The organism is Streptomyces sp. NPDC046335, from assembly GCF_055587985.1.
In genome coordinates this window covers 408,182-434,059 of record NZ_JBVJFF010000004.1, presented here as the reverse complement: position 1 = coordinate 434,059, position 25,878 = coordinate 408,182, and the positions used below count along the sequence as shown (strand labels likewise).

The following is a 25,878-nucleotide window of genomic DNA, read 5'->3' as shown; positions in this document are numbered from 1 at the left end:
CGGTTCAGGAGGGCAGTTGCGCCGTGGAACCGCGGACGACCAGTTCCGGCTCGAAGAGCAGCTCACCGGGGTGCGTCTGCGTGCCCCGGATCTGAGCGCAGAGCAGGTCGACCGCCGCACGGCCCATCGCCTCGATGGGTTGCCGTACCGTCGACAGCGGCGGTTCCGTGCAGGTCATGAAGGCCGAGTCGTCGAAGCCGACCACGGACACGTCGGCGGGGACGGAGAGTCCCCGTCGGCGCGCCGCCCTGATCGCTCCGAGGGCGATCGGGTCGCTTCCGCACACTATGCCGGTGACGCCGCGCCGCAGGAGACGGGAAGCGGCGGCCTGGCCGCCCTCCAGCGAGAAGATCGACCGCTCGACGTGCTCGTCGGGCAGCTCCATGCCCGCGGCCTCCGCCACGCCCCGGGCGGCTTCGAGCTTGCGGCGTGAGGGGACGTGGTCGGAGGGGCCGAGCACCAGGCCGATCCGCTCGTGCCCGAGTGAGGCGAGGTGACGCCACGCCTGTTCGACGGCGACGGCGTCGTCGCACGCGACGCAGGGGAAGTCGATGCCGTCGATCGACGCGTTGATCAGGACGACCGGGATGTTGCGCTCCGCCAGCTGACGGTAGTGGTCGTGCGGCGCGTCGGCCTCGGCGAAGAGACCTCCGGCGAAGATGACGCCCGAGACGTGCTGTTGGAGCAGGAGGTCCACGTAGTCGGCCTCCGATACCCCGCCCCTGGTCTGTGTGCACAGCACGGGCGTGAGGCCCTGTTGTGCGAGTGCGCCGCCGATGACCTCGGCGAACGCGGGAAAGATCGGGTTCTGCAACTCGGGCAGCACCAGGCCGACCAGGCGGGCGCGTTCGCCCCGCAGCTGCGTCGGGCGCTCGTAGCCGAGGACGTCCAGCGCCGTCAGTACGGACTGTCGGGTCGCGGCGGAGACACCGGGTTTGTCGTTGAGGACGCGGCTGACCGTCGCCTCGCTGACCCCCACCTTCTTCGCAACTTGAGCAAGTCGTCGCGTCATGGGCGCAAGAATAGCGCAAGGGTACGCAAACGAGTTTCGTTCAGGGAGCGGGTAACGTGCACGGCCGCCCGCAGAACGGACGGACGGCCGTGCGGTCGCTAGGGTTGCATCGTCAGTTTGAACGTGGACGTGTCGTTCTTGACGTCCTGCCCGTTGTCGCTGAACTTCGGCCGTACGAAGGTGGCTTCACCGACGGCCGGGCCCTGGCCCGCCTCCGGCATCTCGTTGACGTAGATGCCGATCGGCGCCCCCGAGATGGAGACGTCCGTGAAGACGGTGTCCTTCACCGGAAATTCCGGATTGCCGCCCGTGTACTTCGTCTGGAACATCACCCCGTGGTACGTGGGATCGATGATGTCGACGTTGTTCACCCGGATTCCCTGGAAGACCTTCGAGGCGGAGAACGCCCAGATGGCGGGGAAGTCCTGTCCCTTCCAGAAGGCGCCGCCCGCCCGCTCGATCGTGATGTTCTCGAAGGTCGTCGGATCCTTCCCGAAGCCGTTCATCGGATAGCCGAAGTCCAGGGAACTGATGGTGATCCCCGAGTAGACCAAGGTGTCGGCTATGCGGATGTTGCGGAAGGTGTTGTTGTAGCCGCCGTAGACGGCCACGCCCGCCGCGCGCCAGGTCAGGAGCGTGGTCAGGTTCTCGTAGACGTTGTTCTTCATGTCCGCGCCCCCGGCGTCGACCGCCGAGAAGAGGGCGAAGCTGTCGTCTCCGGTGGCCCGCGCCTCGTTGTTGCTGACCAGGTTGTCCGTGCTGCCGTTGGTCATGTTGATCCCGTCGGCGAACATGTCGCGGATCCGCGAGTTCTTGATGGTCATGCGGTCCGTGTTGGCGCCCCAGTAGAGGCACACCATGTGTTCGTTCCAGATGTCGTCGATGGTGATGTCGGAGACGTTCTGGAAGTCGAAGACCTTGCCGGGGCCGTCGATGCGGGACGTGTAGTTGCCGAAGTAGGCGAAGCCCGAGAAGGACGAGCCCTTCGCGCTCGCCTCCGCGCGGAATCCGATGTCCGTGTTCTCCTGGGTCTTCGGTGCGTGGAAACGGGTGTACCAGGGCCCGGCACCGACCACCTTGACGGCCTTGCCGTACACCTGGAACTTGCTGCTCGTCTCGTAGTCACCGGCCGGGAGGTAGACGCCCGTCAGCTTTCCGCTGGTGTCCATGCGGACCTTGTCCAGGGCGTTCTGCACGTCCTGGTGGGCGAAACCGGCGGGCACGACGTACGAGCCCGGGTCGGGGTTGGCCTTCGGCGCGACCTGCTCCAGGTCGACGAAGTCGATGGCGTAGCGGGAGGTGTTGGCGCTGTCCTTCTGGAGCTTGATCCTGCTGCCCGCCTTGACCGTCCCGCCGAGCATCACGTTCGCCTCGTCGTAGATGTGCCGGGCCGGGCCCGCGCCGGGCGAGTTGCCGGGGGCGGCTTCGTCCCCGTACAGCCAGGCGTACTTGGAGGTGAGGTCGATCGCCTTGCGGAAGGTGCCGTCGACGTAGATGTTCAGGGTCGCCTCGGTGCCGCCGCCGCCCGGTGCGTCCGGGATGGAGAAGCGGGTGACCAAGGTGTTGGTGTCCTGCTTGGCGGTGAACTCGACCGACTCGCCCGTCGAGTCCAGCGTGACGGCCTTGCGGCCCGACGCCTCGCCGGCGAGGTCGCCGACGGTGCGGTTGGGTCCGACGGTCTTCGCGCCGCCGCCGAGGACGCCGTCCTCCGCCTCGTAGGTGTCGTAGGGCATGTCGGCGCCACGGCCGACGAAGAGCGAACGGGTGCTGGTGTTGTTCTCGCGCTTGACCGGCAGTTCGTTGGCGTCGTCGGCGATGACCGTCTTGACCGTGAAGCGGCCGCCCGCGGCCGTCCAGGTGCCGAGCTTGACCGGTGCCGTGGTGTCACCCGCGCCGATCGTGCCGTTGTGCTCACCGGTCAGGGTCTTCACCGTGTCACCCTTGTCGTCCCGCACGAGCAGGGTGATGCCGTGGGTGCCGGACGCGGACGCCTTCGTGCCCTGGTTCTTGATCGCGACGCTGAAGGTGACGTCCTTGCCCTTGGTGGGTGCGGACGGCGTCCAGCTCACCGGTGAGGCCACCAGGTCGGAGGAGTCCACCGGCTTGACCACCAGGGGGCCGGGGCTGGTGAAGGTGTTGTTGCCCTCGTCCTGCTCGATCACCTCGTTCTTCGTGTCGGCTTCCGCGCTGAGGGGGTACGAGCCTGCCGGGCGCGCGCCGGCCTTGGTGCTCACCGTCGTCGACTCACCGGCGCCGAGCGCGCCCACGGTCGCCGTGCCGGCTTTGTCACCGCCGAGGCGGAAGACGGCGTCGGTGGCCGTGGAGGCCTCGCTGCCGCGGTTGCGGACCGTCGCGGTCAGCGTCAGCTCGTCGGTCTCGGTCGGCGTCTGTGGTGCGTACGACAGCTTGGTGATCTCCAGGTCCGGGTTGGCCGCCGGGGCGCCGAGGACCTGGAACTCCGCCACCTGACCCGCCGTGGCCCCGCTGTTGGCGGTGAAACGCAGCCGCACGTCGGCGGCCTTGCCGGAGACCGGGACGGTGACGGTGTTCTGGTTGGCGGACGGGCTGAAGGTGTACTCCTTGGCCGCCACCAGGGAGGTGAAGTCGTCGGCCTTCTGCTCGCGGCCGAGGACCTGCACGGTCTGGGTGCGCGAACTCCAGCCCGCGTCCGGGTTGAGCTTGACGACGACCGCGTCGACGTCGGCGTTGGCCCCGAGCTTGACGGTGAGTGTGTTGGGGTAGCTGTTCGCGGCGCCTTCCCAGTAGGTGGACGTCCGGCCGTCGTTGGCGTTCTCGGCGACGTAGGTGTGGATCACCGAGGAGGCCGTGATGGGTTTGCCCTCGGCCAGGTTCTTGTTGCCGCCGCCCGGCCGGGTCACGGTGTTGCTGTGCGCCGAGACGTTGCCCGCCGCGTCACGGGCCCGCACGGAGTAGGTGACCGTGTCATGCGCCGAGCGGGTGTCGGTGTACGTCGTCACGTCGCCGGCCAGGGACTTCAGGACCTTGCCGTCGGCGTACACGTCGTACGCGGTGACCTTCACGTTGTCGTTCGAGGCGCCCCAGGTCAGTCTGGTCTCACCGCTCGACGGCTGGGTGTAGGCCAGGTTCGTCGGCGCGGTCGGGGCCTGGGTGTCGCCGTTGTCGCCCTTGCGGGTCACCGAGTTGCTGTTGGCCGAGGCGTTGCCCGCCGCGTCGCGGGCCCGTACGTAGTAGGTGACGTCGGCGCTCGCGGGCTGGGTGTCGGTGTACGTGCGGACGTCACCGGCGACGCTGGTGCGCAGCTCGCCGTTGGCGTAGACGTCGTAGGCCGTCACGCCCTTGTCGTCCTCGGAGGCGTCCCAGGTGAGCTTGACCTTGCCCGGCTCGGGTTCGGTGAGGGCGAGGTTCTCGGGCGCGGTGGGTGCCCGGGTGTCGCCACCCGCCGGGCCGTAGATCTCCAGCTCGGAGAGCTGTCCGGCGGGTTGTGAGGTGTTGGCGCTGATCAGGACGCGGACGTAGCGGGTGGTGACCCCGTCGAAGGAGAGCGTCGCGGAGTGCTCGGTGGCCGCGGTGAAGGCGTGCTCCTTCGACGCGGTCAGATCGGTGAAGTCCGAGCCGTTCGTGCTGCCCTGGATCTTCAGGGTCTGGGAGCGGCCGCTCCAGCCGTCGGGCAGCCGCAGCACCACCTCGTCGATCCGCTTGGACGCGCCGAGGTCGGCCTGGATCCACTGGGGCAGCTTGTTGTTGTCGCTCTCCCAGTAGCTGTCGCGGTTGCCGTCGTTGGCGTTGGCCGCGGTGTACGTCTGTGTGTGGCTGCCCGCCTTGAGGGTCTTGCCGAGCGCCAGGTTCACCGAGGCGTCGGCGGCGGCGTGCACCTGGAGTTCGGCGAGCTGGGCGGCGGGCCAGCCGGTGTTGGCGGTGACGTGCACCCGGATGTGCCGGGTCTGCGCGGCGGCGAAGCGGACCGTGACCGTGTTGCCCTCGCCGGGCTCGAAGGAGCGCGCGGTCGAGGCGGCGAGGGTGCTGAAGCTGTCGCCGTCCGCGCTGCCCTGCACGGAGAGGGTCTGCTTACGGGTTTCCCAGGCGGGCGGCAGCCGGAGGACGACCTCGTCGACGCGGGTGGCGCGGCCGAGGTCGACCTGCACCCACTGCGGCAGGTTCGAGGAGGCGCTCTCCCAGTACGAGCCCGGATTGCCGTCGGTGATCTGCCCGGCGGAATGGTCGGCCTTGGCGCTGCTCGCCTTGGCGGGTCTGCCCGCGGCCAGGTCGGGGCCGCCCGCGGCCATGGCGGGCAGCGCGGGCAGGCCCAGCAGGAGCAGGCTCGCGGTGAGCGCGGCGGCGAACGGCCGCCACCACCGGTGGGATCTTCGGGCGGCGCCCACGGCGCCGCTGATGCGTTGCATGGCTCTTGTGGCTCCTTCGCTCTCATGTCACGCAGGATTTCGCGTTGGAGAGTGGGAGAATTGCAGAGTTCTGTCGAGTTGACTACAGAGGGCGCGGAAGTCGTTACCGCCCCCCTGTAGGGCCCATTGGGGCCCCGCAGCACCAAGCATCGCGGTTCCCCCGCCCGATCCAGCAGGTCGGGACGGTTCAAGTGGGGTGCTCATCGCGGCACTTCAGCGCCTGAGCGGTTTTTTGCAAACTTCGTACAAGTTATTGCGCGCACGGTTGCGGCGGTGGTTATGTATGCGCCGCACCCACACAGCACCTGCACAGCACCCGCGCAGCACCCACAGCACGACAGCACGACCCGGAGGGGGTCCCCCGATGTCATCCACGAGCAGCCGTGCGCTCTCGCTCGCCACAGCCGCCGTTCTCGCGCTGGTTCCGTTGTCCGCCTGCGGCACGAGCAGCGACGGAGCCGAATCGGATTCCGGCGGCAAGGTGACGCTCGACGTCAACGGGCAGCCGCCCAAGACCCAGGCCTTCGAGCGCGAGCTCTTCGACAAGCACGTGCAGCAGTTCGAGAAGGCCCATCCGGACATCGACATCGTGCCCCACGAGGGCTTCATGGACCCGAAGACCTTCAACGCCAAGCTGGCCGGCGGAAAGCTCGAGGACGTCTTCTACGTCTACTTCACCGACACCCGGTCCCTGATCGAGAAGAAGCAGGCGGCGGACATCACCGACGCCGTCAAGGACATGCCGCGCCGCGGCGACATCCAGGACCCGTTGATGAAGATCTTCCAGGACGACAAGGGCCGGCAGTACGGCCTGCCGACGTCGAACTACTCGATGGGCCTGATCTACAACCGCGCCCTGTTCGAGAAGGCGGGCCTCGACCCCGACCAGGCGCCCAAGACCTGGGCGGACGTCCGCAAGGCGGCCAAGAAGATCGCCGGCCTCGGCGACAACACGGTGGGATACGCCGACTTCTCCAAGAACAACCAGGGCGGCTGGCACTTCACCGCGGAGCTGTACTCCCGCGGCGGCCGGGTCGCGGCCGAGAGCGGCGGCAAGTGGAAGGCGGCATTCAACACCCCCGAGGGCAAGGCCACCTTCCAGGACCTGTACGACATGCGCTGGAAGGACGACTCGATGGGCAGCAAGCAACTGCTCCAGGTCGAGGACGTCCAGCGCATGATGGGCTCCGGCAAGCTCGGCATGTACGTCTCGGCGGCCGACAACATCACCGTCATCGCCAAGCAGTTCGGCGGCAAGTACAAGGACTACGCTCTCGCGCCCGTGCCGGACGCCAAGGGCACGCTGCTCGGCGGCGAGGGCTACATGTTCAACCCCAAGGCGTCCCCGGAGAAGATCAAGGCCGGCGTCGAGTGGATCCAGTGGCGCTACCTCAACCCCGAGCTGATCGAGAAGAACGTCGCCGACTACGCCGAGGCCGAGCTGCCGGTGGGCATCCCGATGCCCACGGTCCCCGACATCTTCGAGGGCTCGGTCCGCGACCGGATCGAGAAGGTCAAGAAGGAGAACGCCAACATGCCGACCGGCAACTACCAGGCGTTCATGGACTCCGCGCCGAACGTGCCCGGTGTGATCGAGCCGCCCAAGGCGCAGGAGGTCTACGCGGTGCTCGACTCGGCGATGCAGTCCGTCCTCACCAAGAAGGGCACCGACATCGACGCGCTTCTCGACGACGCCGAGAAGAGGGTCAACGCGATCTACAGCGCCTCCTGATGAGCATGCCGCTCAAGACGCCACCCCGTACACCTGCCCGGCCCACGTCCGCGCAGCCGCCGTCCCCCGCCGCCGCAGGGGGGCGGCGGGCGGCCCGGCGTCGCGCGCTGCGCGAGAACCTGACGGCGTACGGGTTCCTCTGTGCCGCAGTGGTGGTCTTCGCGCTGTTCTCGTGGTGGCCGATCATCCGCAATGTGTTCCTCGGCTTCCAGGAGGTCAACTTCGCCACGGGGAACACCTGGACCGGCCTCGACAACTTCCGGAAACTGGTCGACGACCCGCTGTTCCTCACCGCCTGGAAGAACACCGGCCTGTTCACCCTGTACGCGCTGGTGCTCGGCTTCGCGGTGCCGTTCCTGACCGCGGTGCTCCTGAACGAGTTCCGGCACGCGCGCGCGTACTTCCGGGTCCTGGTCTATCTGCCCGTGATGCTGCCGCCCGTGGTGGTGGCGCTGATGTGGAAGTGGTTCTACGACCCGGGCCCTGGGCTGCTCAACGAGATCCTGCGGACGCTGCACCTGCCGACCTCGGCCTGGCTGGACTCCTCGTCCACCTCGCTGATCTCCCTGGTCATCGTCTCGACGTGGGCCAACATGGGCACCACCACCCTGATCTACCTGGCCGCGCTCCAGACCATCCCCGGCGAGCTGTACGAGGCCGCGGAGCTGGACGGCGCCAACGTGTTGCAGCGGCTGCGCCACGTCACCATCCCCCAGACCAGGTTCGTGCTGCTCGTCCTGCTGCTGCTCCAGATCGTCGCGACGATGCAGGTGTTCACCGAGCCGTACGTGATGACCGGCGGCGGCCCCGAGGACTCCACGGTGACCGTCATGTTCCTGGTCTACCGCTACGCCTTCGTCTACAACGACTTCGGCACCGCCAGCGCGCTGAGCCTGCTGCTCCTGATCGTCCTCGGTGCCTTCTCCGCCCTCTACCTGCGGGTCACCCGCGCCGCGAAGGAGTGAGGGGATGTCCGCCTCGATGCGCACCCTCGTCCGTCCCGCCGTCCTCAGGACGCGCAAGGGACGGCTCGTCTACTGGTCGACGCTCACCGTCGCGCTCGTGCTGTTCACGCTGGCCTTCATCGTGCCGCTGTACTGGGCCGCGACCGGCGCCATGAAGTCCTCCACGGAGCTGGCGCAGAACCCGCCCACCTACGTGCCGGAGAGCTGGCACCCGGAGAACTACGCCAAGGCGTGGCGGGAGATGGACCTCGCGGACTACTTCCTGAACACCGTCGTCCTGGCCGGCGGGGCCTGGCTCGTGCAACTGGCGGTGCAGGTGCCGGCCGCGTACGCGCTGTCGAAACTGCGCCCGCGGTTCGGCAACGTGGTGCTCGGCGCGATGCTCCTGACCCTGATGATGCCCGCCACCGCCCTGCTGGTGCCGGTCTACCTCACCGTGGTGGACGTCCCCCTGTTCAACCGCAACCTGATCAACAGCCCCAGCGCGGTCTGGCTGCCCGCCGCCGCCAACGCCTTCAACATCTACATCCTGAAGAACTTCTTCGACCGCATCCCCGACGAACTCCTCGACGCGGCCAAGGTCGACGGCGCGGGGCCGCTGACGACCATGTGGCGTGTGGTGCTCCCGCTGGCCCGGCCGATCCTCGCGGTGGTCTCCATCCTCTCCATCGTCACGGCCTGGAAGGACTTCCTCTGGCCGCTGCTCGTGCTGCCCGACCCGGCACAGCAGCCGCTGAGCGTGTTCCTCCAGCGCGTGGCCCAGGACACCCCGCTGAACAGCCTGGTCGCCGGGCTCGTGATGGCGTCCCTGCCGCTGATCGCGCTGTTCCTGGTCTTCCAGCGCCACATCGTCGCCGGGCTGAGCGCCGGCAGCCTCAAGGGCTGAGCCGCGCTCCTCCCTCCCCGCCTCCCCCGCCTCTCACGTCCGTACGCGATCCGTACGAAAGGACTCCTCTTGCCCAGCACGGAGTGGTGGCACAGCGCTGCCATCTATCAGGTGTACGTCCGTTCCTTCGCGGACGGGAACGGTGATGGCACCGGCGACCTGGCCGGTGTCCGGGCCCGGCTGCCCTATCTGGCCGACCTGGGTGTGGACGCCCTGTGGTTCACCCCGTGGTACCTCTCGCCGCTGGCCGACGGCGGCTACGACGTCGCCGACTACCGCACCATCGACCCGGCCTTCGGCAGTCTCCGCGAGGCCGAGACACTGATCGCGGAGGCCCGGGAGTTCGGTCTGCGCTGCATCGTGGACATCGTGCCGAACCACGTCTCCGACCAGCACGAATGGTTCAAGGCCGCGCTGGCTGCCGGACCCGGCTCCCCCGAGCGGGAGCTGTTCCACTTCCGGCCGTACTCGGCGGAGCCGCCCAACGACTGGGTGGGTGAGTTCGGCGGGGTGCCGTGGTCGCGGACGGAGGACGGCGAGTGGTACCTGCACCTCTTCGCGCCCGAGCAGCCGGACCTCAACTGGAGTCACCCGGCGGTCCGCAAGGAGCACGAGGAGGTGCTGCGCTTCTGGTTCGAGCGCGGCGCGGCCGGTGTGCGCATCGACTCCGCGGCGCTGCTCGCCAAGGCCGACGGGCTGCCCTCGATGGACCCCGCGCGACCCCACCCCTTCCACGACCAGCCCGAGCTGCACGACATCTACCGCTCCTGGCGGCGGATCGCCGACGAGTACGGGGCCGCGCTCATCGGCGAGATCTGGCTGCCGGACGCGGAGCGGTTCGCCCGCTACCTGCGCCCCGACGAGCTGCACACCGCGTTCAACTTCGACTTCCTGTCCCGGCCCTGGGACCCGGCGCGGCTGTGGGAGTCGATCGACCTCACCCTGTCGACCCACGCCCCGGTCGGCGCGCCCGCCACCTGGGTCCTCGCCAACCACGACGTGACCCGCACGGTCACCCGCTACGGGCGGGCCGAGGACACCGGCTTCGCCTTCGAGCGCAAGCGCTTCGGCGTCCCCACCGACCTGGCGCTCGGCACCCGCAGGGCCCGGGCCGCCGCCCTGCTCACCCTGGCCCTGCCCGGCTCGCTCTACCTCTACCAGGGCGAGGAGCTGGGACTGCCGGAGGCGGAGATCCCCCGGGAGCGGATCCAGGACCCGATGTACGCCCGCTCCGGCGGAGTCGACCCGGGCAGGGACGGCTGCCGGGTGCCGCTGCCCTGGGACGGCGCCCCGGAGCGGAGCTGGCTGCCGGTGCCGCGGGACTGGTCCGCCTACGCCGCCGAGGAGCAGGCGCGCGACCCGGAGTCGATGCTCTGCCTGTACCGCACGGCGCTGCGGCTGCGGCGCTCCTTCGGCGACGCGGGGCCGCTGCGCCGGCTGCGCGCCGACGAGCCGGACGTCCTGTCCTTCGCGCGCACCTCCGAGCGGGACGGCACCACCTGGATCTGTCTGGTCAACTTCGGGCCCGACGACGTGGCGCTGCCCGCGGACACCGAACCCCTGCTGGTCAGCGGGCCCCTGTCCCCGCAGGGGCGGTTGCCGAGGGACACGGCGGTCTGGCTGCGCCGCATGGCCGGAAACCACTCTTGACGGGGACCTGCCGAAGTCTATGGTCTGGACTAATCGGCACCCGTGCACATCCTGCACCACTGCTCGGTCCCCGCACCCCTGCCCCGCCCCACCCGAGCACTTCACGTCGCACACCCCCATGAAGCAACGCCCCGTGAAGGAGTACGCATGCACAAGAAGCGGAAGATGGCCGCGGCGATCGGTGCCGGTATGGCACCCGTCCTCGCCCTCACCCTGCCGACGGGCTCGGCCAGCGCCCACGGATACGTCAACGGTCCCGCGAGCCGTCAGGCGCAGTGCGCCGCGCGTACGGTGCCCTGCGGCGACATCAAGTACGAACCGCAGAGCGTCGAGGGCCCCAAGGGCCTGCGCAGCTGTAGCGGCGGCAACTCACGGTTCGCGGAGCTGGACAACGACAGCAAGGGCTGGAAGGTCAGCGACGTCAGCAGGACGCAGACCTTCACCTGGACGTTCACCGCCAGGCACCGCACCGCGAACTACGAGTACTTCGTCGACGGCACGAAGGTCGCCACCATCGACGGCCACAACCAGCAGCCGCCGTCGACCGTCTCCCACCAGGTCAACCTCGGCAACTTCACCGGCAGGCACAAGGTCCTCGCGGTGTGGAACATCGGTGACACGTCCAACGCCTTCTACGCCTGCGTCGACGTCAACATCCGCTGAGGTCCCGCCGCCGGCGTGATGTGTCCCGTCCGTCGTCCTCACCGCGTTAGTCCGGGCGCGCCGATTCAGCCGTGCCCTCATGGGAAACCGGCCCGTTGACCGTGAGACTGGGTCGTGCAACGCGCAACGACACCCGCACGACCGCGTGAGGACGCAGAGGAGACGCCAGATGCTGTTCGGCAAAGAGCATGTCAAGCGCTACCAGGAGACCGACGGCGCGGAGGGCCACGATTGGCAGAACACCACGGTACTGATCCTCACCACCATCGGCCGCAAGAGCGGTGAGCAGCGCAGCACTCCCCTGATCTACCAGCCGTACGGCGACGCGGTGCTTGTGGTGGCCTCGAACGGGGGCGCCGACGCGCCGCCGCTGTGGTACCGCAACCTTGAGGCGAACCCCGAGGTCCAGGTGCAGATCAAGGGCGACCGCTACACCGCCCGCGCCCGCACCGCGAGCCCGGACGAGAAGCCGGCCATGTGGCGGACCATGGTCGCCACCTGGCCGGCCTACGAGGAGTACCAGACCAAGACCGATCGGTCGATCCCGGTGGTGGTCCTGGAGCGCGTCTGAGCCACGGACCACCGCGAGGGGCCCCCGGCAGCCGCCGCTGCCGGGGGCCCCTCGCGTATGCGGGCCGGACCCGTCAGACCGTGCTGAGCGGATGCGCCGCCGTGGCGGAGCGCGGGGGCCAGGCGCGGGGGGCCAGGATGCCGAGGACGTAGGCGCGGGCCACCAGGGCCGGGCGGGTCGCGGCGCCCAGGAGTTGGCGCAGGCGGCCGAGGTGGTAGTCGACCGTCTGGCGGGACAGCTTCAGGGAGGCGGCGATGTCGCCGTTGCTGCTGCCCTCCGCGAGGAGGGAGAGGATGCGGATCTGCGCCGCGGTGAGCGAGGGATGGGCCTCGTGGGCGAGGCTCTGGTGGGTGACGACGGCCCAGACGTGCCGGGCCCGGGAGGAAGAGTGGCCGATCGTCGTCAGGTGGAGCTGCGCGCGCCGTTGCATGCCGTGGGCGTCCACGAGTACCGCTGAGGTCTCCACCCGTCTGGTGCGGCGGGCTATGAGGTGGTGCCACCGGTGGTGCAGCCGGTCGAGGCCGGGCTCGGCGGCCAGCAGTGTGTGCGCCCGGCGGCCCACCAGGTCGTGGACGTTGAGCTGGAACAGTTCGGCGGCCGCCGCGCTCGCCTCGACCACGCGGCCGTTCGCCGAGAGCAGTGCGCAGGGCAGACCGCTGTGGTCGCGCAGCGCTTGCAGGCTCTCCTCGGCCTCCTGCCACTGGAGCGTGGCGCGCAGATGGTCGGTGACGTCCACGTAGATTCCGGCGACGCAGGTCCGCGCGTTCTCCCGTACGGGGAAGCGGTGGCCCACCGCCCGGCCCGCGCTGCCGTCCGGCCGCCGGTAGCCGATGGTGTGGCGTACCGGCGTGCCTCGGCCGAGTATCTCCTGGTCGAGGGTGCGGAACTGTTCGGCGTCGGCCGGTGCGTCGAAGTCCTCGATGTACTTGCCGGCCATGTCGTCCGGCACGGTGCCGTAGAGGTGCGCGTAGGCGTGGTTCGCCCACAGGTAGCGGCCGTCGCTGTCCCGTATGAAGGCGGCGGCCGGCGCGAGGTCCACGAGGCCGGCGAAGGCGGCGTATCTGCGCGGGGCCTCGGCGTGGGCGTCGACCTCGACGGCCAGGCCGCGCGTATGGCTGTGGGTGCGGCTCCCGTGGAGGGGGCGGCTCACGTCGAAGGTGCGGCCGTCGAACAGGACCTGTCGGCGGGCCTCGCCCGGCGGATGCTCAGGGAGCTCCTGGCGCAGCCGGTCGAGGAAGCGCCGCGCGGCGTCCGTGTCGGCGAAGGCGCCGCCTCCCCGCTCGAGGACCTGCCACGTCTCGTCCACTTCCCACCAGAACACGGGGAGGTGTTCGAGCAGTGCCTTGAGGCTGGAATCGTCCACGACGGTCTCCGTCCGTATATGACTGTCTGACAGCCAGTCACTTTGCGTCGGATATCCGTCCCTGTCGTCACGCATGCCCGTTTCCCGGCCGATGCGCCGAGGTGCCGATGTCGCGGCAAACGTCCGATGCGGCCCGCGACTCAGGCATTTGCCTGAGTCGCGGGCGTCCCCGATGGCGTCACGGGCGTCTGCCGCCTGGTCCCCTTGAGTGAGCGGGTGAACACGCCCCGCCATTTGGACCGGGAGATTCCCCCGGGCCCATCACGCATCACCCACGTATGACGGCGACCGGTGACAACCGGACGATTGGAGACGAACTTCAGTGAGCAAGGTGCTGTTAGTGCATGCCAAGGGTGGTCCGCCGCTCGGTCACGTCCTGTCCCGGACGGCCGCGAAGGCGGAAGTGCACCTGCTGGCCCTCAGCGCTCTTCCTCCCGCCGTGGCCGACTCCGCCCGGAGACTGTGTGCCTCGGTCGTCACGCCTGACGACGCGCACCGCTCCGACCTGGTGTCCCTGATCGTCTCGCGGGCGAAGGCCGTCGGCGCGGACGCGGTGCTCACCTTCTCCGAGTACGCGGTCGTGGCCGTCGCCGAGGCCTGCGAGGAGCTGGGCCTCGCCGGAGCCGGCCGCGCCGCCGCGCTCGCCCGTGACAAGCGGCTGATGCGGCACACCTGGCAGCGGCACGGTCTGCCGCAGCCCGAGTTCCGCCCCGTCGCCACGGAGGACGACCTGCACGCGGCGGTCCGTACGCTGCCGGGACCGCTGCTCCTCAAGGCGGCCTGGAGCGCCGGTTCCACCGCGCACCAGATCATCCGCGCCCCGCAGGAGGCGTCCGCCGCCTGGGCCCGCTCCCGTGACGTGATGGCCGAGTCGGCCCGGTTGGGCTACGCGGAGCTGCATGTGGCCGAGGCCGGCGCGGACTTCGTGGTCGAGCGGATCGTGACCGGTACCGCGGCGCACTGGTTCGACGAGCCCGGCTGGGGCGACTACGTCAGCGTCGAGGGCGTCGTGACCGACGGCGTCTTCCGCCCCGTCTGCGTCAGCGGCCGGATGCCCACGGTCGAACCGTTCACCGAACGCGCGGGCATCACCCCGGCCCTGCTGGCGCGGGACGCCCAGGACCGGGTCGTGGACCTGGCCCGGCGCGCCGTCGACGCCCTCGGCCTGCGCGACTGCGGGACCCACACCGAGATCAAGCTCGGCGCGGACGGCCGGATGTGGCTGATCGAGACGGCCGCCCGGTTCGGCGGCGCGATGACCGTGCCGCAGATCGAGGACGTCTTCGGGCTCGACCTCGTCGGCATGCTCGTCGACCACCTCGTCGGCCGCCCGGTGGAGTGGCCCGAGCAGGCCCTCACCCCCGGCCGGGCGCGCGGCGCGGCGGGCTCCCTCGTCGTCCTCGCGGTCGACGGCGACGGCGAGGCCTGGCGGGACCGCAAGGTCTGGGACTTCCCCGCCGTCGCGGCGGACGTGCCCCTCAGCCGGGGCAGTGACCTGTCGGTGGTCGCGGAGAGTTCACTCGCCGACGGCCAAGTCGTACCGGTCTACGACCCGGCCGCGGGTGCCAACACCATGGCGGCCCTGTGCCTGCTCTCCGCCACCGACGCGCGCACCGTGCTCCGCGACTTCGAGACCCTGGTGGAGGCCCTGCCCCGGGTGCTGCCCACCGCCCGGCGCGAGGAGGTTCCGGCATGACCGCCCCACTGCTCACCGGCGCCGCCGGACCGGCCACGGACCGCACGGTCATCGGTGAGAACCTCTCCCTGCCGCTCTTCCGCACCCTCTCCGGGGTCCTGGCGGGTCACCCGTACCTGAAGGTCGTCGTCGACCGTGCCGAGAACACCTGGCACCTGCTCGACACCGCCGTGCACCCCTTCCACGTCGACTACGTCGCCACCCGTGTCCTGGGCATGGATCTCGCCGCGCTCGACGCGGAGCTCGACGCGTTCAACGCCTCCGTCTACATGGACCCCGACCGCCGCTTCCTGCTCGGTGTGCTCTCCCTGCACACGGACGAGGACGCGGACGGCCGCGAGCGCACCTTCCTGGTCCTGGAGACGACCGAGGCCGACACCATGCACGGGGAACTCCTCGTGTTCTTCCACGAGTTCGTGCGCGCACGCGTCGACGCCGGGCTCCCGCTGCTGCTCAAGCCCGCCAACCACGGGCAGGAAGAGACGCTGGCGGGGATCAGCGAACTGCGTGTGCCCCGCGTCCTGAGCCACGAGCTCTTCGGCACCAGGGCCCGGACGCCGCTGAACCCGGGCGAGGCCACCGGGCGGCTGCGGTTCTTCCGTACGCAGGAGGAGTACGCGGCGGCGGAGGCCGGGCTCGGCTGGGCGGACATCGTGGCCATGCCGTGCCTGCCGGACGACGTGCCCCGCGTGGCCGGTTTCCTCAACACCGCGCCGATCACCCCGCTCTCCCACACCAACGTCCTCGCCTCGGGCTGGGGCATACCCAACGCCATCGTGCGCGACCTGGAGCAGCTCGTCGAGCGGGACGGCCTCGACGGCGCGTGGGTGTGCTACCGGGTCGCCGAGGACGAGATATCCCTTGAGCGCCTCGACGACGAACCCGCCCTGCGGGCCCCGGCCTGGCACCAGCAGCGCATACGCCTCGAACCGCCGCTGCTCGAAGACACTCCCGTACTGGCCCTGCACCGGCTGCGCGGCACCGACCGCGACCGGTACGGCACCAAGGCGGCCAACCTCGGCGAGCTGCACCACGTGCTGGACAGCCGTACGGCCGACCTCACCGCCTTCTACGGGCGGCCACGCCCGCCGCGCGCGGACCTCTACGGGCACCTCGCCGCCCGCCTCGGCCTGAGTGAACCCACCGAGGGCGAACTCCGCGCCAAGGCGGCCGAGTTCGTGGCCGGTGCGGTGAGCGCCCCCGACGGCGTCGCGCTGCCTTTCGCGCTCCAGCAGCGTTTCCTCGCCTCCTCCCCCGTGCTCCAGCAGGGCATCGGCAAGCTGAAGATGGCACTCGAACTCGACGCGACCGACGTCCTGGACTCGCTCTGCCTGCAACTCCAGCACCTGATCCGGCACACGCCCGTGCCCGGGTCGGTCACCCGGCAGATCAACCAGGCCTTCCCCGCCCCCGCGGGGACGCGCGGGCGCCTGGTGGTGCGCTCCTCGTCCAACGCCGAGGACCTCCCCGGGTTCTCCGCAGCGGGCGTCTACGACTCCGTCACCACCGTGCACGGCACCGGTGAACTCCTGGACGCCGTACGCCAGGTGTGGGCCTCCCTGCTCTCACCCCGCAGCGTGCGCCTGCGCCACCAGGTCGGCATCTCCCTGGACGACACCTACATGGGCGTCATCGTCCAGGAGTACGTGCCCGCCTCCCTCGGCGGCGTCCTGGTGACCTGCGACCCGACCCGCCGCGAGGACTTCCGCAACGTCTACCTCAACTGCTCCCCCGGCTCGCCGGAGCACGTGGTCGACGGCTCGGTCCTGCCGCAGCAGTACCTGTACAACACCGTGGAGGGCGGTGGCCGCACCGTCGCCCTGGGCTCCTGGGGCGACGGGCTCTCCGCCGCCGTCCGCGCCCGGCTCGCCGACCTGTCGCTGACCGGGCGGCTCCTTCAGTCCCACTTCAGCGGGGCCGGCGTGTCCGATGCGTCCGACGTGGACAAGCCGCTGGACATCGAGTGGCTGATGACCGAGCGGGGCGACTTCCGGCTGGTCCAGATCCGCCCCTACGCGCTGTGAGGGCGGCGCGCCCCCGTCGGCCGGGCACGCGCACCGGCCTGACGGACACCGCCCGCCGCATCATCCGGCTCAACTACGGCTTCCAACTGCTCTTCAACCTGCTGTGGTGGATGCCGGTGTTCTACGCCTACCAGAAGGCCGCCGGGCTCTCGGACGGGCAGATCTTCGGCATCCAGAGCGTCTACTACGTGGCCTTCTGCCTGTTCGAGATCCCGACCGGGCTGATCGCCGACCGGATCGGCACCCGCAACTGCCTGCGGGCCGGGGCGGTGGTCATGACGGCGGCGAACCTGGCTCCGGTGGTCAGCGCCTCGTACACCGGTTTCCTCGTCCACTTCCTGGCCATCGCGGCGGGCCGGTCGCTCACCTCGGGTGCGGCGAGCGCCTATCTGTACGACGGTCTGCGGGCCGAGAAGTGCGACGATCACTACCTGCGGGCGGAGGGCACCGCCCGGGCCCTCGGTCTGGCGGCGAAGGTCGTGTGCTGGCCGCTGGTCGGGCCGTTGATGACCGTCGCCCACTCGGCCCCGTACCTGCTCAGCGCGGTCAGCGCGGCGGGCTCCCTCGCCTGCGTCATCGCGCTGCCGCGCCTCGCGGGGGCGGGCGGTGCCGTGGAGAAGGCGGGCGGCGGGCGCGGCGCGATCCTGCGGGACGCGGGCACCGCGCTGCGCTGTGTCGCCTCCTCGCGGTGGCTGGCCCTGGTGATGGTGCAGGGCGTTGCCGTCTTCACGCTCTCCCGGATCTGCCAGGTCAACCTCTTCCAGCCGATCCTGCTGGACCACGGCATCGCCGAGGCCTCGCACGGTGGGGTGATGGCGGCGATGACGGTGGCCGAAGCGGTGGCCTCGGCGCGCCCGCAGTGGCTGAGCCGCCGCCTGCCACCGGTGGCGTGGGTGTCCGTCCTCAGCCTCGTGCTCGCGGGCACCCTGGCGGCCATGACGTTCGGCGGGCCGTGGGCCGTCGTGGCGCTGCTCTGCCTGTTCGCCGCCGCGACCGGCTTCGCGTACCCCGTCCAGCGCAAGCTGGTGAACGACGCGGTGCCCGCGCACGCCCCGCGCGCCACGCTGCTCTCCGTCGAGAGCATCGTGGACCGCGCGGTGTGCGCGCTGGCCGCGATCGCCGTGGGCGCCTATCTCTCGGCCGGGCGTCTGGACGCCCTGCTGTGGCACAGCGCGCTCGCGACGGCGGTGCTGCTCGGCGTCTTCCAACTGCTGTTGCGCAGCGGGGTCGTCAGGCGGGAGAGCTCCGGCCGAGGAGTTCGACCCACCACACCGGAAGGAACGCCGGCCGGTGCGCCCGGCCGACCTGGTACGGAATGAAGCCGAGCGAGGAGGCCACGCCGACCTCCTCCGCGGTCTCCGCCTGGTAGACGACCCGGCAGTGGCCCGAGCCGGCCTTCGCCCGCTGCCAGAGGGCGGGGGCCGGTTTGCGCTCGGCCTCGGTGCGCGGCGTGAGGACGCGGTCGCCGAAGTCCCGCCAGGCGAAGGGCGCGGGCCCCTGCCACGTGGCGTCGACCTCCTGCTTCAGCCGGGCGGCGCGCTCGGCGTCGGTCGCGCCCCAGGCGGACGGCACGTTGGTGATCAGGCCGACCTTGATGTGGCGTTCGCGCAGGGCGCGCAGGTAGGCGGCGGCGCCGGGCTGGTAGCCGGTGCCGCCGTCGTCGGCGGTGTGTACGAGGGTCTCGCCCAGGTCGAAGTAGACGATGGGGCACGCGCGTTCGCGTACGGCGACGGCGGCCGACGCCGCTCCCGATTCACCGCCGCCGCTCGCGCCCACGGGCATGGGCACCGGCACGGGCGCCGCGCTCGCCGTGACGGCGCAGAGCGCGGTCGACGCCAGGGCGGCGCCCAGCGCGGCACTCGCACGGACGGTCCCCTTGAAGGCGGATCTCTGCATGACGTCGTCGCCCTTCCCTCGCCCACACCGGTCCACGGCGCTCTACCCTCGAACCCCACGTGTCACTCGGACCTGGCGCGGTTCGGCGGTCGCACTGTCGAACCGTCGGTTATGCCGATAAACCTGATGCGGAGCAAGATCGCTGCATCGTGCTAACAAAGCGGTCTTTCAGGCGAGTTGGGGGGCACTGCCCCTTAGCGTTTCCGTGGATCTGGACGCATTGCCGGGGTTTCCCCCCGCGGTTCGTTCGCCACCGTCGCGAAGGAGACTCCACCCGATGACCGTTGAGACCGGCCCGGAGGCAGAGCAGGAGGTGCCCCGGCAGTTGAGCCTCGGCACCGCGGCCGCCCGCAACCTCGCCTCCACGACCAAATCCGCACCGCAGATGCAGGAGATCACCTCCCGGTGGCTGCTGCGGATGCTGCCGTGGGTGGAGACCAAGGGCGGCACCTACCGGGTGAACCGCCGCTTGAGCTACACCGTCGGGGACGGCCGCATCGAGTTCGTCCAGGACGGTGCCGACGTCCGGGTGGTGCCCCAGGAACTGGGCGAACTGGCCCTGCTGCGCGGCTTCGAGGACGCCGAGGTGCTGACCGCCATCGCCGACCGCTGCGTCCAGCGCGACTTCCGCGCCGGGGAGGTGCTGGTCGAGCGCGGCTCCCCGGCCGAGCACATCCACCTGATCGCCCACGGCCGGATCAACCAGACCTCGGTCGGCAAGTACGGCGACGAGACGTCCGTCGCCACCCTCGCCGACGGCGGAAGCTTCGGCGAGAACACCCTCCTGGACGCCGACGCTCGGTGGGACTACACCGCCACGGCCGAGACCGCGGGCACCCTGCTCACCCTGTCCCGCGCCGACTTCGCCGCGGTGGTGTCCTCGGCACCGGACCTCCAGGCCCACCTGCGGGAGTTCGGCTCGCTCGCGGGCCGGAGGCAGAACCGGCAGGGCGAGGCGGAGATCGCGATGTCCGCGGGCCACACCGGCGAGGCCGAGCTGCCGGGCGCCTTCGTCGACTACGAGGTCCGCCCGCGTGAGTACGAACTCTCCGTGGCCCAGACCGTTCTGCGCGTCCACACCAGGGTCGCGGACCTCTACAACGGGCCGATGAACCAGACCGAGGAGCAGCTCAGGCTCACCGTCGAGGCGCTGCGTGAGCGCCAGGAGCACGAGCTGGTCAACAACCGGGAGTTCGGGCTGCTGCACAACGCCGACTTCAAGCAGCGCATCCAGCCCCACTCCGGGCCGCCCACCCCCGACGACCTCGACGAGCTGCTCTGCCGCCGACGGGGCACGAAGTTCTTCCTCGCCCACCCCAGGACGATCGCGGCGATCGGACGCGGCTTCACCGCCTGCGGGCTCTACCCGGACAACGTCGACCTCGGCGGGCAGCAGGTCCCGGCCTGGCGCGGCGTCCCGATCCTGCCGTGCAACAAGATTCCCATCACCAGGGAGAACACCAGCTCCATCCTGGCCATGCGTGTCGGCGAGGACAACCAAGGCGTCATCGGGCTGCGGCAGACCGGCTTGCCGGACGAGTACGAGCCGGGCCTTTCGGTGCGCTTCATGGGCCTCAACGAACAGGCCATCACCTCGTACCTGGTCAGCACCTACTACTCCGCCGCCATCCTGGTGCCCAACGCGCTCGGCGTGCTCGAGAACGTGCAGATCGGGCGCAGCCGCGGCTAGGGGGTTTCTGATGGATCTCACCCTGCAACGGGTCCTGAGCGGCCCCAACGGTCTGGGCACGGCGGGCCTGCGCCTGGGCGGACACGAGGAGCCTCCACGTCTTCCGGAGGCCGGGGCTCCCGGACGACCCGCGGGCGCGCCGGAGCCCGAGCCCCCGGTGGAGGAGGGCCGGCCGATTCCCGGTCTCTACCACCACCCGGTGGCGCAACCCGACCCGGCACGGGTCGAGGAGGTCAGCCGCAGGATCAAGGCGTGGGCGGTGGACGAGGCCCAGGTGTATCCGCCGGAGTGGGAGGAGCAGTTCGACGGCTTCTCCGTCGGCCGTTACATGGTCGCCTGCCATCCGGACGCGCCCACCATCGACCACCTGATGGTCGCCACACGGCTGATGGTCGCCGAGAACGTGCTCGACGACTGCTACTGCGAGGATCACGGCGGTTCCCCCGTCGGCCTCGGCAGCCGCCTGCTGCTCGCGCACACGGCTCTCGATCCGGTCCACACGAGCGAGGAGTACGAGCCGCGGTGGGCGGAGTCGCTCCAGTCGGACGCGCCGCGGCGGGCCTACCACTCCGCCATGACGTACTTCCTCCGGCAGGCCTCCGCCTCGCAGGCCGACCGGTACCGGCACGACATGGCCCGCCTTCACATGGGCTATCTCGCCGAGGCCGCCTGGGCGCAGGAGGAGCACGTGCCCGAGGTGTGGGAGTACCTGGCGATGCGTCAGTTCAACAACTTCCGCCCCTGCCCCACGATCACCGACACCGTCGACGGCTACGAACTGCCCGCCGACCTGCACGCCCAGCCCGCCATGCAGAGGGTCATCGCGCTGGCCGGCAATGCCACCACCATCGTCAACGACCTGTACTCCTACACCAAGGAACTCGACAGCCCCGGCAAGCACCTCAACCTGCCCGTGGTGATCGCCGAACGCGAGGGTGTCTCCGACCGGGACGCCTACCTGAAGGCGGTCGAGGTCCACAACGACCTCATGCACGCCTTCGAGGCAGAGGCCGCCGCCCTGGCGGCAGCCTGCCCCGTCCCGAGTGTGCAGCGCTTCCTCCGAGGAGTGGCCGTGTGGGTCGACGGCAACCACTACTGGCACCGGACCAACACCTATCGATACAGCCTGCCCGACTTCTGGTAGAGAACGGACCTCCACGTGACCAGCATTGAACTCACCACCGGCACTCCCCTCTCCATCCCCGCGCCGGCGTCGCCGTACCAGGGTGACATCGCCCGCTACTGGGACGGGGAGGCCAGGCCCGTGAACCTGCGCCTCGGCGACGTCGACGGCCTTTACCACCACCACTACGGCATCGGCGACGTCGACCACGCCGCCCTCGGCCCTGCGGACGACAGCGGATACGAGAAGAAGCTGATCGCCGAGCTGCACCGGCTGGAGTCGGCGCAGGCCGAAGTGCTCCTGGACCACCTGGGCATCATCCAGGGCGGCGACACACTCGTGGACGCGGGCTGCGGGCGCGGCGGCTCCATGGTCATGGCCCACCAGCGCTTCGGTTGCAAGACCGAGGGTGTCACCCTGTCGGCCAAGCAGGCCGACTTCGCCAACCGGCGCGCCCGAGAGCTCGGCATCGCGGACCACGTCCACGCCCAGGTGTGCAACATGCTCGACACGCCCTTCGGGACGGGCCAGATCGCGGCCTCGTGGAACAACGAGTCGAGCATGTACGTCGATCTGCACGACCTCTTCGCCGAGCACTCCCGCATCCTCGCGCCCGGCGGCCGTTATGTGACCATCACCGGCTGCTGGAACCCCCGCTACGGCCAGCCCTCGAAGTGGGTCTCACAGATCAACGCGCACTTCGAGTGCAACATCCACTCCCGCAGGGAGTATCTGCGGGCCATGGCCGACAACCGCCTGGTCCCGCAGACGGTCATCGACCTGACCGCGGCGACCCTGCCGTACTGGGAGCTGCGGGCCACGTCCTCGCTGGTCACCGGCATCGAGGAGGCGTTCATCAACTCGTACAGGGACGGTTCGTTCCAGTACCTGCTGATCGCGGCCGACCGCGTCTGACACGCCAGGGCGTCGCGGGTCAGAGCGGCGCGCCGCCGAAGCCGATCTCGTTTCCGTCCGGGTCCCGGTACACGACCTTGCGCACGCCGTTGGCGTACGTCTCGCGGTTGCAGGGGTCGACGCCCCGGCCGGTGATCCCGGCGACGCGGTCGTCGAGGTCGTCGACGAAGACGGTGTGCAGCGCGTGGCCCGCGCGCCCTGGCCGGAGCTCGATGTACACGTAGCGGTGTTCGGCCAGCTCCCACACGGCCTCCGTGTCGTTCGGGATGAACGCAGCCGGGGAGCCGAACAGCCGCTCGTACCAGGCAAGGGCCGCTGCGTAGTCACTGACGGGGATGCCTGCGAAGAGGTCGACGGCCATGACGTCATGATAGACCGAACACCGGTCGAAACCGTGCGATTTACACCGTACTGCCGAGGCCGCAGACCCCGCAGACCCGCAGGCAGCCCTCAGGCCATCTGGCGGCGCACCAGCTCACGCAGGCGGCCGCCCTCGTCGGCCAGGAGCTGAGCCGGTGCGCCCTGCTCCACCACACGCCCCTCCGACATCACGATGACCCGGTCCGCGTCCATGACCGTCGTGAGGCGGTGGGCGATCACGATGCGGGTGGCGTTCAGGGAACGGGTGCTGTCGATCACCGTGCGCTGCGTCTCGTTGTCCAGGGCGCTCGTCGCCTCGTCGAAGAAGAGGACGCGGGGGCGGCGGATCAGCGCCTGGGCGATCATCAGGCGCTGGCGCTGGCCGCCGGAGACCGCTCCGCCGCCGGAGATCATGGTGTGCAGCCCCATCGGCATGCGTTTGATGTCCTCGGCCAGGCCGGCCATCGCCGCGGCCTCCCACGCCTCCTCCTGCGTGAACGACTCGGCCCCGCAGATGCAGTCCAGGATCGATCCAGTGACGGGCTGCGCGTTCTGGAGTACGACACCGCACTGGCGGCGTACGGCCGACTGGTCGAGGGCGGCCAGGTCCTGGCCGTCGTACAGGACGTTTCCCGAGACCGGCTTGTCGAAGCCGATCAGCAGGCGCAGCAGCGTCGACTTGCCGCAGCCGCTCGGGCCGACGATCGCGACGAACTCACCCGGGCGGATCGAGAGGGACACGTCGTCCAGGACCAGGGGGCCGTCGTCCGCGTAGCGGAAGGTGAGGCCGCGGGCCTCGATCTCGCCGGTCAGTTCGCCCGGCTGCGTGCTCGCGCCCCGCACCTCCGGTGCCTCGTCGAGGACCGGCTTGATCTGTTCGAACATCGGGAGGACCGACGCCGCCGAGATCAGCGCCCCGGTGAGCTGGGTGACCGACGTCAGGAGCATGGTCACGGCGGTGCTGAAGGTGAGGAACTCCCCCGCGGTCAGGCTGCCGCGTGCCGGGCCCGCGAGGAGGATGAACATGATGAGTGTGCAGAGCGGGAGGTAGACCGAGTTCAGGACCGTCGTCACGTTCTTGATGCGGCCTGCCCGCTGTTGCAGCTCCCTGCTGCGCGCGAACTCCCCCGCCCAGGCCGCGTACGCGAAGCTCTCCGCGCCGGCGACGCGGAGCTTGGGCAGGCCGCGCAGGGTCTGGAACGCCTGGTTGTTGAGCTTGTTGGCGAGCACGACCAGGCGGCGCTGCCAGCGCAGTTCCCACAGGCCGAGGGTGAGGAACACCGCCGCGATGACGGCCAGCATGGCCAAGGCGGCCAGCGCGAGGGGGACGCTGTAGACGAGCAGCAGGACGATGTTCATCGCGCCGATCGTGCTCGCCTGGAGCGCGACCGGGCCGATGCCCGACAGGACGTGGCGGATCGCGCTCACCCCCATCGCCGCGCTCGCCAGTTCGCCGGTGGAGCGGGAGGCGAAGAAGCGGGTGGGCAGCCGCAGCAGGCGGTCCCAGACCGCGGGCTGGAGCGCGCTCTCCATGCGGCCCTCCATCCGCAGGATGGTGAGGTTCTGGAGCAGCATGAAGGCGGCGGAGACGATGCTCGTGATCATCACGGCCAGGGAGACCTGGGCGATCGCGCTCTTCTCGCCGTTCGGGACGAACACGCCGAGCACCTGGCCCGTCGCGATCGGCACCAGCGCGCCGATCACGACCGTCACCAGACCGGCGATCACGAGACTGCGTACGTCACCGCCGTTGCCCCGCAGGCTGAAGCGGAACAGCCGCCAGGGCGTCAGCCGGTGCTCCGGCAGCGGGCGGTAGAACATCACCGCCTGCGGCTCGAACTCCTCCGCGTTGGTCTTGTCGACGCGGGTGCGCCGCCCCGATGTGGGGTGCACCGACTCGTAGCCGCCGCGCCGCCACAGCAGCGCGACCGGTGCCCCGCCGGACGCGCGGCGGCCCACAAGGGGGCCCGCGTTCTCGCGCCACCAGCGCCCGTCGAGCCGGACGACGCGGGTGCGGATGCGCGAGGCCACGGCGACCTGCTCCACCGGGTCGATCCGGTCGCTCACCGCACCGCCGGCGGCCGGGCCGGCCAGGGTGATGCCCGCCGCCTCTGCGGCCAGCCGGCAGGCCGCGTACGTCGCGTCGTCACCGCCGCTGGCGTCGGGGCGGCGCGCACCGCCCCTGCCGGAGCGGCCGATGGAGGCGATCAGCGTGCGGTCGGCCTGTTCGCGGACCGTCTCGCCCGCCTTGATGCCGGCCGCCGTGCGGTCCTCGTGGGCCCGCTCAAGGCGTTCGATCCAGCGGTCGAGTGTGGACAGGAGGCGGTACTGCTGGTTGACCATGCGCTGCCACATGGCCGGGTCCACGAGCAGGTCGCCCGCCGCCTCGGCGCTGTAGGCCGAGCCGTACTGCACGCTGCCCGGTGCGACCGGCATCCAGAGGATGTCGTCGTCGGTCACCACGTCATCGGCGGTGGTGCGGCCGTCGAGCGGCGCCTCGAACAGGACCCGGTGGCCGCGTCCGATGCCGAGCGCGAAGGCGTGCTCCAGCAGGCTCAGGGCGGCGTCCTGGGTGTCGTACTGGCTGGGGTACTGCTGCTCGTAGGCCCAGGTGTCGCCGTAGTCCGGCCGGTACAGCTCGCGCAGCGGGATGCGGCGCAGCTCGCAGCCCTGCGACGGGCGCCCCACCAGGGTGTGCTGCGGGCCTTCGACGGGGCCGAGCAGCAGGGTGCCCGGTTCGAGGCGGCCGAGGAAGTGCCAGTGGCCCTGCTGCGCGGCGTCGACGGCGAACAGGTCGAGGGCGCCCGCCACGACGAGCCAGAGGACCTGCGGGCCCTCCAGGTGCACGCTGCGCAGCCCCGTGCAGTCGGCCGGTGTGCCGAGCGCGCCGAAGGCGGCGGCGACCGAATCGCCGCCGTAGGAGGTGTACTGCTCCGGTACCGAGGTCACC

General features: G+C 70.3%; 18 protein-coding genes. 12 read left to right on the top strand and 6 right to left on the bottom strand.

The annotated features are described in order from the left end of the window. Window positions 1-4: 4 nt before the first annotated feature. On the bottom strand, window positions 5-1,012 hold the full coding sequence (locus ACZ6JY_RS11415) for a LacI family DNA-binding transcriptional regulator (protein WP_469194641.1): 1,008 nt from the start codon (window positions 1,010-1,012) through the stop codon (window positions 5-7). 98 nt (window positions 1,013-1,110) lie between these two features. After that, window positions 1,111-5,394 carry a discoidin domain-containing protein gene (locus ACZ6JY_RS11410; RefSeq protein ID WP_469194639.1) on the bottom strand — a complete coding sequence of 1,428 codons (4,284 nt, stop codon included), beginning with the start codon at window positions 5,392-5,394 and terminating at the stop codon, window positions 1,111-1,113. Between the two features lie 364 nt (window positions 5,395-5,758). Here ACZ6JY_RS11410 and ACZ6JY_RS11405 point away from each other — a divergent pair, with 364 nt between their 5' ends. The 6 genes from ACZ6JY_RS11405 (at window position 5,759) to ACZ6JY_RS11380 (ending at window position 11,861) form a co-directional block, all read left to right on the top strand. Then, complete coding sequence (locus ACZ6JY_RS11405) at window positions 5,759-7,126, top strand: ABC transporter substrate-binding protein (RefSeq protein WP_469194637.1); 1,368 nt, start codon at window positions 5,759-5,761, stop codon at window positions 7,124-7,126. After that, complete coding sequence (locus ACZ6JY_RS11400; RefSeq protein ID WP_469194635.1) at window positions 7,126-8,091, top strand: carbohydrate ABC transporter permease; 966 nt, start codon at window positions 7,126-7,128, stop codon at window positions 8,089-8,091. The genes ACZ6JY_RS11405 and ACZ6JY_RS11400 overlap by 1 nt, the downstream gene beginning before the upstream one ends. Window positions 8,092-8,095: 4 nt before the next feature. Continuing rightward, the gene (locus ACZ6JY_RS11395; protein WP_469194633.1) at window positions 8,096-8,977 is read left to right on the top strand and encodes a carbohydrate ABC transporter permease; all 882 of its coding nucleotides are present in this window, start codon (window positions 8,096-8,098) and stop codon (window positions 8,975-8,977) included. A gap of 69 nt (window positions 8,978-9,046) precedes the next feature. Further along, a complete protein-coding gene (locus ACZ6JY_RS11390; RefSeq protein ID WP_469194631.1) occupies window positions 9,047-10,627 on the top strand; it encodes a glycoside hydrolase family 13 protein in 1,581 nt (526 codons plus the stop codon). A gap of 147 nt (window positions 10,628-10,774) precedes the next feature. Beyond that, window positions 10,775-11,290, top strand: a complete 516-nt coding sequence (locus ACZ6JY_RS11385) for a lytic polysaccharide monooxygenase auxiliary activity family 9 protein (protein WP_469194630.1) — start codon at window positions 10,775-10,777, stop codon at window positions 11,288-11,290. Window positions 11,291-11,459: 169 nt separating this feature from the next. Then, window positions 11,460-11,861, top strand: a complete 402-nt coding sequence (locus ACZ6JY_RS11380; RefSeq protein WP_469194628.1) for a nitroreductase family deazaflavin-dependent oxidoreductase — start codon at window positions 11,460-11,462, stop codon at window positions 11,859-11,861. A 73-nt stretch (window positions 11,862-11,934) separates the two neighbouring features. Here ACZ6JY_RS11380 and ACZ6JY_RS11375 read toward each other — a convergent pair whose 3' ends face one another. After that, window positions 11,935-13,224: a PAS domain S-box protein gene (locus ACZ6JY_RS11375; RefSeq protein WP_469194626.1), complete on the bottom strand. Its 1,290-nt coding sequence runs from the start codon at window positions 13,222-13,224 to the stop codon at window positions 11,935-11,937. A 331-nt stretch (window positions 13,225-13,555) separates the two neighbouring features. Between ACZ6JY_RS11375 and ACZ6JY_RS11370 the strand changes: the two genes are divergently transcribed. The 3 genes from ACZ6JY_RS11370 to ACZ6JY_RS11360 are packed head-to-tail and all read left to right on the top strand — an operon-like array spanning window position 13,556 to window position 18,263. Continuing rightward, window positions 13,556-14,920, top strand: a complete 1,365-nt coding sequence (locus ACZ6JY_RS11370) for an ATP-grasp domain-containing protein (RefSeq protein ID WP_469194624.1) — start codon at window positions 13,556-13,558, stop codon at window positions 14,918-14,920. Further along, entirely contained in the window at window positions 14,917-16,944 is a 2,028-nt protein-coding gene (locus tag ACZ6JY_RS11365) for a PEP/pyruvate-binding domain-containing protein (RefSeq protein WP_469194623.1), read from the top strand. The genes ACZ6JY_RS11370 and ACZ6JY_RS11365 overlap by 4 nt, the downstream gene beginning before the upstream one ends. Next, the gene (locus ACZ6JY_RS11360; RefSeq protein WP_469194621.1) at window positions 16,941-18,263 is read left to right on the top strand and encodes an MFS transporter; all 1,323 of its coding nucleotides are present in this window, start codon (window positions 16,941-16,943) and stop codon (window positions 18,261-18,263) included. The genes ACZ6JY_RS11365 and ACZ6JY_RS11360 overlap by 4 nt, the downstream gene beginning before the upstream one ends. On the opposite strand, the gene ACZ6JY_RS11355 is transcribed toward ACZ6JY_RS11360, so the two are convergent. Further along, window positions 18,175-18,840, bottom strand: a complete 666-nt coding sequence (locus ACZ6JY_RS11355) for an HAD family hydrolase (protein ID WP_469194619.1) — start codon at window positions 18,838-18,840, stop codon at window positions 18,175-18,177. The genes ACZ6JY_RS11360 and ACZ6JY_RS11355 overlap by 89 nt on opposite strands. A gap of 277 nt (window positions 18,841-19,117) precedes the next feature. On the opposite strand from ACZ6JY_RS11355, the gene ACZ6JY_RS11350 reads away from it, so the two are divergent. Genes ACZ6JY_RS11350 through ACZ6JY_RS11340 form a run of 3 tightly spaced genes read left to right on the top strand, consistent with a single transcriptional unit; the run spans window position 19,118 to window position 22,568 of the window. Next, window positions 19,118-20,530, top strand: coding sequence for a family 2B encapsulin nanocompartment shell protein (locus ACZ6JY_RS11350; protein WP_469194617.1), 1,413 nt, complete (start codon window positions 19,118-19,120; stop codon window positions 20,528-20,530). Window positions 20,531-20,540: 10 nt separating this feature from the next. Beyond that, entirely contained in the window at window positions 20,541-21,674 is a 1,134-nt protein-coding gene (locus ACZ6JY_RS11345) for a family 2 encapsulin nanocompartment cargo protein terpene cyclase (protein WP_469194615.1), read from the top strand. Between the two features lie 15 nt (window positions 21,675-21,689). Then, window positions 21,690-22,568, top strand: a complete 879-nt coding sequence (locus tag ACZ6JY_RS11340; RefSeq protein WP_469194613.1) for a geranyl diphosphate 2-C-methyltransferase — start codon at window positions 21,690-21,692, stop codon at window positions 22,566-22,568. 19 nt (window positions 22,569-22,587) lie between these two features. Here the strand turns inward: ACZ6JY_RS11340 and ACZ6JY_RS11335 are convergent, their stop codons facing one another. Together ACZ6JY_RS11335 and ACZ6JY_RS11330 are read right to left on the bottom strand one after the other, a co-directional pair. Then, window positions 22,588-22,929, bottom strand: a complete 342-nt coding sequence (locus tag ACZ6JY_RS11335; protein WP_469194611.1) for a VOC family protein — start codon at window positions 22,927-22,929, stop codon at window positions 22,588-22,590. A gap of 89 nt (window positions 22,930-23,018) precedes the next feature. Further along, window positions 23,019-25,877, bottom strand: a complete 2,859-nt coding sequence (locus tag ACZ6JY_RS11330) for an NHLP bacteriocin export ABC transporter permease/ATPase subunit (protein ID WP_469194609.1) — start codon at window positions 25,875-25,877, stop codon at window positions 23,019-23,021. Between the last annotated feature and the right edge of the window lies 1 nt (window position 25,878).